Below are 6586 nucleotides of genomic sequence, written 5' to 3'. Positions count from 1 at the left end.
TATCAACCTTATCTTTTAAATCACCACACTCATCAAAAAAGTAAGCTAACTCATCACTCAACATATTTTATTTCCTGTAAAAGGAAATGAATATGCCACACTCAAAAGATCGTTCAAGTACTAAATTACCGCTTAAACGATCAGTATTGGAAACAAGTTCAGGATGACGGCTTTTTTGTTATCTACAAAAAAGTATGAATAATTAGAATCGTATTAATGATAAAGAAAGATGATGTTTATAAAACGAATGCTGTTAATTGTTATCAACTTTTCGTAGTATTTAATCAATGAAAAATATAGATTTTATGAGCTAATTTATCGCGGAGATAATATGAAAAAAGTAGCATTTGTTGGTTTAGGCGTTATGGGCTATCCGATGGCTGGGCATTTACAAAAGGCAGGCTTTGACGTTTGTGTTTATAACCGTACAACTGCCAAGGCGGAACAGTGGGTGCAAGAGTTTGGTGGTTGTTTAGCTCAAAGTCCAAGAGAAGCCGCCCAAGGTTGCGAAATTGTCTTTTCCTGTGTTGGTAATGACAATGATGTTAGGCAAGTTGTTTTGGGGGATGACGGTATATTTGCTGGCTTAGCTGTTGGCGCTATTTTGGTCGATCACACTACCGCTTCAGCAGAGCTGGCAAGAGATCTTGATGCTCTGGCAAAATTGGAAAACAAGCACTTTATCGATGCACCCGTATCCGGTGGTCAAGCAGGCGCAGAGAATGGCGTACTAACGGTTATGGCTGGTGGTGACTTGACTATTTTTGAACAAGTAAAACCCGTTATGGATGCTTATGCCCGTTTTAGTCAATTAATGGGGCAGGTAGGCTCGGGTCAGTTAGCTAAGATGGTTAATCAAATATGTTTTGTAAACACCGTACAAGGCTTAGCAGAGGGCCTTAACTTTGCTCAGAAGGCAGGTCTGGATACTGATAAGCTAATAGAGACTATTTCTAAAGGTGCAGCAGGTTCATGGCAAATGGATAATCGTGGTAAAACGATGTGTGATAGAGAATTTGATTTTGGCTTTGCCGTCGATTGGGTGAGAAAAGACTTAGCTATGGCGTTCAGTGAAGCAGAAAAGATCGGCGCTGACTTAACCATTACTAAACAATTAGACGGTTATTATGAAGAGGTACAGAAAAAAGGCGGCAGCCGTTGGGATACATCTAGCTTGATCGCCCGTCTAGATGATTAACAAGTTAACTTGTTAGCTGTCTGACAATGAATATAGCCAAAAACACTATTAATCTATTTAACGTATTAAATTTAGTGTAAAAAAAAGCCTGCAGGCATACAATTGCAGGCTTATCATATGTGGATCCTCAGCTCTTTCTTTAGCTATGGACTTGAACCAGGGAGAAACGCTGACTTTATATAAGCACAGTCCGTTGCTCTGCCAACTGAGCTATTGAGCTTACTCAGATCATTAAGTTTAGTGTAAAAAAGCCTGCAAATAATTGCAGGCTTATCTTATGTGGCTCCTTAGCTCTTTCTTTAGCTATGGACTTGAACCAGGGACAAATGCTGACTTTATATAAGCCCAGTCCGTTGTTCTGCCAACTGAGCTATTGAGCTTACTCAGATCATTAAATTTAGCGTAAAAAAAAGCCTGCAAATAATTGCAGGCTTATCTTATGTGGCTCCTTAGCTCTTTCTTTAGCTATGGACTTGAACCAGGGACAAACGCTGAGTTTATATAAGCACAGTCCGTTGCTCTACCAACTGAGCTATTGAGTTTACTTAGATCATTAAATCTAGAGCAAAAAACAGATCATTAAATTTAGCGTAAAAAAAAGCCTGCATATAATTGCAGGCTTATCTTATGTGGCTCCTCAACCTGGACTTGAACCAGGGACAAACGGATTAACAGTCCGTTGCTCTACCAACTGAGCTATTGAGGAATTGTTCTTTATGTAGTTGCCTTTAATTATAAAAACGACTACTTTAATCTTTACTCTCAATCTGGATTTTAACCAGGGACAAACGCGTTGTTATATAAGCGATGTCCATTGCTCTAACAACTGAGCTATGAGCTTATTTAATTCAAATAAAAAAAAGCCTGCAAATAATTGCAGGCTTATCTTATGTGGCTCCTCAACCTGGACTTGAACCAGGGACAAACGCTGAGTTTATATAAGCACAGTCCGTTGCTCTACCAACTGAGCTATTGAGGAATTGTTCTTTATGTAGTTGTCTTTAATTATAAAAACGACTAATTTTATTCACTACTATCAATAAATTGAAGTAAGTCATTCAAATAAAAAAAAACCTGCAAATAATTGCAGGCTTATCTTATGTGGCTCCTCAACCTGGACTTGAACCAGGGACAAACGGATTAACAGTCCGTTGCTCTACCAACTGAGCTATTGAGGAATTGTTCTTTGTGTAGTTGCCTTTAATTATAAAAGCGACTACTTTAATCTTTACTCTCAATCTGGATTTTAACCAGAGACAAACGCGTTGTTATATAAGCGATGTCCGTTGCTCTACCAACTGAGCTATTGAGGAATTGTTCTTTACTAAAGCCGCTTTAAAATATAAAGCCACTCATCTTAATTTGGCTCCTCAACCTGGACTTGAACCAGGGACAAACGGATTAACAGTCCGTTGCTCTACCAACTGAGCTATTGAGGAATTGTTTTGTTTGCCAAGGGTCTTGGCTAACGGGGCGAGATATTAAATGTCCGTGGCGGAACTGTCAACACAAAATGTAGAAATAAATCATTATTTTGTTTGTTTGCTTGTTTTGTCGACACTCAGTCTGCTTTATCTTCAAATTCAGTGCTTTTTTTATGCTTGGGTATTATAAGTTACGATCACATAAAGTTATCCACTGAATCTGTGGATAACTTTGTGAGTTAAAGTGTAAAAAACCGTAACTTGGGTGAAGAATGCACGTTACAGCTAAATAGGTATATAATAGGGTTTTACCTTTTTTATATTAAAACAATTACTTAGCTTGTTTTGTTGCCAATTTAACTATCGCTGTGTGATTTTTGTGCAACGTCAGTTTTTATACCCATTTGCTGTGAGTTATACAAAAGTAAAGATAATTCACCGTTATTATTTATTTTTTTTTAACCGTAAATTTAAATAAAAAATGAAAATGAAGTTGAAATAAAATATATACATAGCGAGTCTTATCACTATCTTTTACAATACTTTGCTATTTTCCTGCAAAGACAAGCAAAAGCTACCTTTAAATGACCGAAATAAATAAAAAGAAAAAAATCAATTTGCTCGAAGACCCCGTTGCAGAAACTATTAAACAAATGACTATACCTATGATATACGGCATGGTTTTATTAATGACTTTTAACTTGGTTGATACTTTTTTTGTTGGTCTACTCGGTACACAACCTCTAGCAGCGATCAGCTTTACCTTTCCTATTACCTTTACCGTGATCAGTTTAACTATTGGTTTAGGTATTGGCACATCAGCCGTTATTGCCAAAGCCTTGGGTAAAGGCAATGATGATTCGGCAAAAAATTCAGGCACAGCAGCAATATATTTAGCCACAATAATTGTTGGTATTATATCTTGTCTTGGTTTTTATTTTATTGATGAAACCTTTTTATTACTGGGAGCGAATGAAAGTTTATTACCGCTTATTCATCAATACATGGATATCTGGTTTATTGGCAGTATCTGCTTGATTGGACCCATGATAGGTAATGCTATTTTAAGAGCATCGGGTGATACCAAAACGCCGAGTATAATTATGGGCAGTGCGGGGTTAATTAATGCGATATTAGATCCCATTTTAATTTTTGGATTTGGCCCTATACCAGCGATGGGAATACAAGGTGCGGCTATTGCGACGTTAATCTCTTGGATTTTTGGATGCTTACTGGTTTTATATATTGTTGGCATCAAGCGAGAATTAATTCACACTAAATTGTTACCCTTGAAAACCTTTATTGCTTCAAGTAAAGGTATTTTGCATATTGGTTTACCGGCAGCGGGGGCTAATATGCTGACGCCAATAGCTGCAGCTATTCTGACGGCTATTGTCGCAAACTATGGCGAATCTGCTGTAGCAGCCTTTGGTGTTGGCTCACGTATTGAATCTATAGCCTGTTTAGTTGTGCTTGCTATGTCGATGACTTTACCTCCTTTTATCAGTCAAAACTTTGGTGCTGGTAATATGCATAGGGTTGAGAAAAGCTATAAAGTATCAATAAAGTTTATTTTGGTATTACAATTATTTATTTATTTACTGCTGGTGTTAATTGCACCATTTATCGCCGATGTTTTTTCTAAAGAACAAGCAGTAGCAGATACTATTGTCCTGTTTATTTGGATACTGCCTTTAGGTTATGGTTTTCAAGGTGTTATTATTTTAACAAACTCTTCTTTTAATGCGCTTCATAAGCCCTTGGTAGCATTGGTGCTTAGCGCTATCCGACTTTTTGTTTGTTATGTCCCTTTAGCTTATTTAGGCAGTATTTATTATGGTATTGAAGGGTTTTTCATTGGTGGAGTCTTTGGCAATCTTATTATGGCGATGATCTCATTCCGTTTGTTTGATAAACAGTTTCCGCATGAACTTACCCAAGTTAAGGATGTTTCTTAATGAAAACAATGGACTTAAAGTCTGATTACACCCCTAATGGCGATCAGCCTGCTGCTATTAAACAATTACTTGATGGTCTTGAAAACGGTTTAGCGCATCAAACTTTATTAGGTGTTACCGGTTCAGGAAAAACCTTTACTATTGCCAATATTGTTGCGACCTTAAATCGTCCAACGATGATGATCGCGCCTAATAAAACTCTTGCAGCACAACTTTATAGTGAGATGAAAGAGTTCTTTCCAAATAATGCGGTTGAATACTTTGTTTCTTATTATGATTATTATCAACCAGAAGCTTATGTGCCCACAACAGATACATTCATAGAGAAAGATGCCTCTGTTAATGAACATATTGAACAAATGCGTTTGTCGGCTACTAAGGCGCTGTTAGAGCGTAGAGACGTTATTATTATTGCTTCAGTGTCTGCTATTTATGGTTTGGGTGATCCTGACTCTTACCTAAAAATGATGCTTCATATTAGTGTTGGCGATATTATCAACCAGCGCGATATTTTACGGCGCTTAGCCGAATTACAGTACAAGCGTAACGATGTGGCTTTTCAGCGCGCGACTTATCGGGTGCGTGGCGATGTTATTGATATATTTCCGGCCGAATCAGACCGTTTAGCACTGCGTATCGAATTATTTGATGAAGAAATAGAACGTTTATCAATGTTTGATCCGCTGACCGGACAAGTCGACCGCACGCTGGACCGAGTAACTGTATATCCTAAAACCCATTATGCTACGCCAAGAGATAAAATATTATCGGCGATCGATAAAATAAAGATCGAACTAAAAGATCGTTCAACCTTCTTAAAAGAAAATAACCGTTTAGTTGAAGAGCAGCGCATTGTACAACGCACCCAATTTGATATTGAAATGATGACAGAATTGGGTTACTGCTCGGGTATTGAAAATTATTCTCGTTACTTATCGGGCCGAGGAGAGGGAGAAGCACCACCAACGTTATTTGATTATTTACCTGATGATGGCTTATTAATTATTGATGAATCTCATGTTACTGTGCCACAAATAGGGGCGATGTATAAAGGCGATCGCTCACGAAAAGAAAATTTAGTTAACTATGGCTTTCGTTTACCGTCGGCACTTGATAACCGTCCGATGAAGTTTGATGAGTTTGAAGCGTTAGCGCCACAAACTATTTATGTTTCAGCGACACCGAGTAATTATGAGCTTGAAAAGTCAGGTAGCGAAATTGCTCAGCAATTAGTTCGTCCAACGGGTTTACTTGATCCTATCATCGAAGTGCGTCCGGTCGAAACACAGGTTGATGACTTATTGTCAGAAATTCGTAAACGTGTCGCCATACATGAACGTGTTTTAGCGACCACGTTAACAAAACGTATGGCAGAAGATCTCACCGATTACTTAGATGAACATAATGTCAAAGCCCGTTATTTACATTCTGACATTGATACCGTAGAGCGTGTTGAAATTATTCGTGATTTTCGTTTAGGTAAGTTTGATGTGCTTGTTGGTATTAACTTATTACGTGAGGGGTTAGATATGCCAGAAGTCTCGTTAGTTGCGATCTTAGATGCAGATAAAGAGGGGTTTTTACGCTCAGAACGTTCACTTATTCAAACCATTGGCCGCGCCGCTCGTAATATTAATGGTCGGGCTATTTTATATGCGGCGAAGATCACCGGCTCCATGAAAAAAGCGATTGATGAAACTGAACGTCGACGTGAGATGCAACATCAATACAATCTTGACAATAACATCACGCCTCGGGGCGTTATCAGCAAAATTAGTGATGCTCTTCATAATGGTACGGTATCTTCAAGTAACACTTTATTAAATGTAGCTGAGCAAGCTTCAGATTATAAAATACTCTCTATTAAAGATATTGATAAAAAAATTAAGCAGCTTGAAAGTGAAATGCTTAATCATGCTCAAAATTTAGAGTTTGAACAAGCTGCTAATTTACGTGATGAAGTGGCAAAATTAAGAGAACAGCAATTATCTCGTTAAATATATGGC

The 6586-nt window shown here is 37.8% G+C and carries 3 protein-coding genes and 4 tRNA genes; 3 read left to right on the top strand and 4 right to left on the bottom strand.

Annotation, left to right across the window (positions count from 1 at the left end):
- Positions 1-331: 331 nt before the first annotated feature.
- Positions 332-1198: an NAD(P)-dependent oxidoreductase gene (locus ESZ26_RS02295; RefSeq protein ID WP_146797046.1), complete on the top strand. Its 867-nt coding sequence runs from the start codon at positions 332-334 to the stop codon at positions 1196-1198.
- Between the two features lie 630 nt (positions 1199-1828).
- On the opposite strand, the gene ESZ26_RS02290 is transcribed toward ESZ26_RS02295, so the two are convergent.
- The 4 genes from ESZ26_RS02290 to ESZ26_RS02275 all read right to left on the bottom strand — a co-directional run bounded on the left by ESZ26_RS02290 (position 1829) and on the right by ESZ26_RS02275 (position 2637).
- A tRNA-Asn gene (locus ESZ26_RS02290) sits at positions 1829-1904 on the bottom strand.
- A gap of 186 nt (positions 1905-2090) precedes the next feature.
- Positions 2091-2177, bottom strand: a tRNA-OTHER gene (locus ESZ26_RS02285).
- Positions 2178-2300: 123 nt separating this feature from the next.
- Positions 2301-2376, bottom strand: a tRNA-Asn gene (locus ESZ26_RS02280).
- A gap of 185 nt (positions 2377-2561) precedes the next feature.
- Positions 2562-2637: transfer RNA gene (locus tag ESZ26_RS02275), tRNA-Asn, on the bottom strand.
- Between the two features lie 569 nt (positions 2638-3206).
- On the opposite strand from ESZ26_RS02275, the gene ESZ26_RS02270 reads away from it, so the two are divergent.
- Together ESZ26_RS02270 and uvrB are read left to right on the top strand one after the other, a co-directional pair.
- Positions 3207-4580, top strand: a complete 1374-nt coding sequence (locus ESZ26_RS02270) for an MATE family efflux transporter (RefSeq protein ID WP_146797049.1) — start codon at positions 3207-3209, stop codon at positions 4578-4580.
- A complete protein-coding gene (gene uvrB, locus ESZ26_RS02265; RefSeq protein ID WP_146797052.1) occupies positions 4580-6577 on the top strand; it encodes an excinuclease ABC subunit UvrB in 1998 nt (665 codons plus the stop codon). The genes ESZ26_RS02270 and uvrB overlap by 1 nt, the downstream gene beginning before the upstream one ends.
- Positions 6578-6586 lie beyond the last annotated feature (9 nt).

It is taken from the genome of Colwellia hornerae (assembly GCF_007954355.1).
GTDB classification, from domain to species: Bacteria; Pseudomonadota; Gammaproteobacteria; order Enterobacterales; family Alteromonadaceae; genus Colwellia_A; species Colwellia_A hornerae.
The sequence above is the reverse complement of the archived record's forward strand: the minus strand, read 5'-3'. Positions and strand labels throughout refer to the sequence as shown.